We start from the raw sequence: 2932 nt of genomic DNA, 5'->3' as shown, positions 1-2932 counted from the left end.
CCGGCGCCGTGCTCGACGTGGGCTGCGGGCCCGGGCACCTCACCGCACACCTGCGCTCGCTGGAGGTCGACGCGACCGGTCTCGACCTGGTGCCCGAGTTCATCGACCACGCCCGCGTCACACACCCCGACGGCCGCTACGCGCTCGGCTCGATGCACCAGCTCCCCGCCCCCGACCGTTCCATCGCCGGCATCCTGGCGTGGTACTCCCTGATCCACCTGCCGCCAGACGATCTCGACGGCGTGCTCGCCGAGCTGCGGCGGGCGATGGCCCCGGCCGGCACGCTGGTCGTCGGGTTCTTCGACGGCGACGAGGTCGTGGCCTTCGAGCACAAGGTCACCACGGCCTACTACTGGCCGGCCGACGCGTTCGCCGAGCGGCTACGACAAGCAGGCTTCACGGAGATCGAGCGCCAGCGGCGGCCCGGCGTCGCCGAACCCGGCCATCGGCCCCACGCCGCAATCGCGGCGATCGCCACCTGATCTTCAACCGTCAAGCAGGACAACCAGCTTCTTCGGAGCGATGAGCCGGTACGCGTCCTCGACTATGGCGGCAACTTCGTCCCAGTCGACATCGACATCGAGCCGCACGCCGAGCCACCCGCTCGGTCCGACATACGGCGGTCGGTAGAACCGCGCTGGGTCCTCCTCGATCATCGCCTCCTGCACGCCGGACGCCGCCGGCGCCCAGAAGCCGACGACGGGACGTCACAGCGGAGCGGTGAGTGCCAGGGTGAGGCGGCGGAGGGCGATGTCCATGTCGGCGCGGGCTGCGGCAGGGTCGTCGGCCTGGGCGATGTAGAGAGCGGCTTCGTCCACGGCGCCGACGAGGACGTGCGTGAGGGCCTGGACGGGCTGGGCCGGGAGGGAGCCGCGGTCGATGCCGTCCTGGAGGAGGGCCGCGATGAGCCCGACGGTGTGGCGAAGGCAGATCTCGCGCCAACTGACCCACCCCAGGACCGACGGACCATCGAGCAGCACGATGCGCTGCAGATCAGGTTCGCTGCTGGCGTCGAGAAACGCGCCGGCTCCGGCGAGGAGCATGCCGGTGGTGTCGTTCGGGTCGAAGCCGGTCACGGCGCCGGCGACCCGTTGGGCGATCTCCGCTTCGACCTGGTCGAGGACGGCTGCGAACAGGTCGGCCTTGTCGGTGAACTGGTGGTAGAGGGCGCCGCGGGTCATGCCCGCCGCGCGGGCGACCCGCTCGGCGCCGACGTCGGCGAACCCCTCGGAGCCGAACAGCCGGCGGGCCGCGGCGATCAGAGCGGCCCGTGTCTCCGCTGTGCGCTCGTGCTGTGTTCGTCGTGCCGTGGGTGCACCCTTTGACACCAGACCAACTTTCATACAGACTGCATGTAACTTCCATACACATTGTATGGAATGTCTGGAGGGACCGGAGAGATCATGCCAACTGTCGACCTTTCCATCGGCCCCGTCGACTATCGGGTCTTCGGGCCCGACGCCGTCGGTGCGCCAGTCGCCGTGTTCGTCCACGGCTTCCTTGTCAACGGCACTCTGTGGGATCCGGTGGCGGAGCGGCTGGCGGCCGACGGCGTGCGCTGCATCGTTCCCGACTGGCCGCTCGGCGCCCACCGTCGACCGGCGGACCCCGACGCCGAGCTGTCGCCCGTCGCCGTCGCCGACGCCATCCTGGCCATGCTCGACGCCCTGGACCTCCACGACGTGGTCCTGGTCGGCAGCGATACCGGAGGCGGCTTGTGCCAGCTCGCGCTGCGGGGCGACGCCCACCGGGTGGGAGGGCTCGTGCTCACCAACTGCGACGCCTTCGAGCAGTTCCCGCCACGGTTCTTCGTACCGCTGTTCGCCATGGCCCGCTACCGCGCCGCCGTCTGGTCCCTCGCCCAGCAGACCCGGCTGCGCGCCGTACGTCACTCGCCTCTGGCCTTCGGACCGCTGCTCAACCACCCTGTGCCCGCCGAGCTGACCCGAGGCTGGATCCAGCCGCTCCTGGACAGCGCAGCCATCCGGCGCGACGTCACCCGCTTCGCCCGCGGCCTGCAACGCACCGAGCTCGTCGACGCCGCCGCCTGGCTGGGCCGCTTCACCGGTCCCGTGCGCCTCGTATGGGGCACCCGCGACAAGCACTTCACCATCGAGCTCGGCCGGCGGTTGGCGGCCGCCTTCCCCAACGCCCAGCTCGACGAGGTTCCCGACGCCACCACCTTCGTGTCCATCGATCGACCCGACACGATCGCCGACGCCACGCGCGACGTCGCCGGCAACATCGCGGGGCGGACCAGAGACGGAACCGCCCGCTGACCCGCCCAGCCGTGAACCAGCCCGCAAGCCCAAACCGCCGATCTGGGCGGAGGTCACCCATCCCGTGACGTGGGGCGCCGTGCGCCTGGACCTGTCGCATGGGCGTCCTGGGGATGTCTTCAAGCACCCGCGCGAGTCGCGCGGATAGGTGACCATCCACCGGTCGTCGGGTTGTCCCGGTTTTGATCCCGGGTGCAGCCAACAACGACGACACGGTGGAGGTCCCGGTCATCATGCGCGCGGTGGAGCCCGAAGTGGTGGAGGTCGTCTGGACAACGCTCGAGTCGCTCCTGCCACCCCACGTCGAGACCCACCCGTTGGGTTGCCACCGACCCCGCGTTCCTGATCGGGTCTGCTTCCGGGGGATCCTGATCCGCCTCGTGACCGGCTCATCGTGGGTCGACATCGAAGCCATCCTCGACCACCAGGTGTCGGACACCACGCTTCGAGCGCGACGCGACGAGTGGATCGACGCCGGTGTGTTCGACGCCCTCGAAGCCCAAGCGAAGGCGGCGTTCGACCGGATCATCGGTCTCGACCTCTCCGAAGTCAGCCTCGACGGGTCCCTGCACAAGGCGCCCTACGGCGGCGAAGGAACCGGCCCCAACCCCACCGACCGAGTGAATCGCCCTGGGTCTGGTGGAGGCTCGGGC

General features: G+C 70.1%; 5 protein-coding genes. 3 read left to right on the top strand and 2 right to left on the bottom strand.

Going from position 1 to position 2932, the window contains the following annotated elements:
- Positions 1-482: class I SAM-dependent methyltransferase (locus VK611_06785; GenBank protein ID HMG41017.1), on the top strand; the 482-nt coding region annotated here is incomplete at its 5' end.
- Positions 483-485: 3 nt separating this feature from the next.
- Here VK611_06785 and VK611_06780 read toward each other — a convergent pair.
- Both VK611_06780 and VK611_06775 read right to left on the bottom strand, forming a co-directional pair.
- The gene (locus VK611_06780) at positions 486-656 is read right to left on the bottom strand and encodes a hypothetical protein (GenBank protein ID HMG41016.1); all 171 of its coding nucleotides are present in this window, start codon (positions 654-656) and stop codon (positions 486-488) included.
- Positions 657-707: 51 nt separating this feature from the next.
- A complete protein-coding gene (locus VK611_06775) occupies positions 708-1328 on the bottom strand; it encodes a TetR/AcrR family transcriptional regulator (GenBank protein ID HMG41015.1) in 621 nt (206 codons plus the stop codon).
- Positions 1329-1403: 75 nt separating this feature from the next.
- Between VK611_06775 and VK611_06770 the strand changes: the two genes are divergently transcribed.
- Both VK611_06770 and VK611_06765 read left to right on the top strand, forming a co-directional pair.
- Complete coding sequence (locus VK611_06770) at positions 1404-2279, top strand: alpha/beta hydrolase (protein ID HMG41014.1); 876 nt, start codon at positions 1404-1406, stop codon at positions 2277-2279.
- A 233-nt stretch (positions 2280-2512) separates the two neighbouring features.
- Positions 2513-2932: transposase (locus VK611_06765; protein HMG41013.1), on the top strand; the 420-nt coding region annotated here is incomplete at its 3' end.

Source organism: Acidimicrobiales bacterium, from assembly GCA_035316325.1.
Taxonomy (GTDB): Bacteria; Actinomycetota; Acidimicrobiia; order Acidimicrobiales; family VFJN01; genus DASXTK01.
Note: the sequence above shows the minus strand (reverse complement) of the source record. Positions and strands in the feature narration are given on the sequence as shown.

What these genes read in the sequence shown, in the direction of transcription:
- VK611_06780 (HMG41016.1), bottom strand. Translation starts at nt 656, where the DNA reads ATGATCGAGGAGGACCCAGCGCGGTTCTACCGACCGCCGTATGTCGGA.
- VK611_06770 (HMG41014.1), top strand. Translation starts at nt 1,404, where the DNA reads ATGCCAACTGTCGACCTTTCCATCGGCCCCGTCGACTATCGGGTCTTC.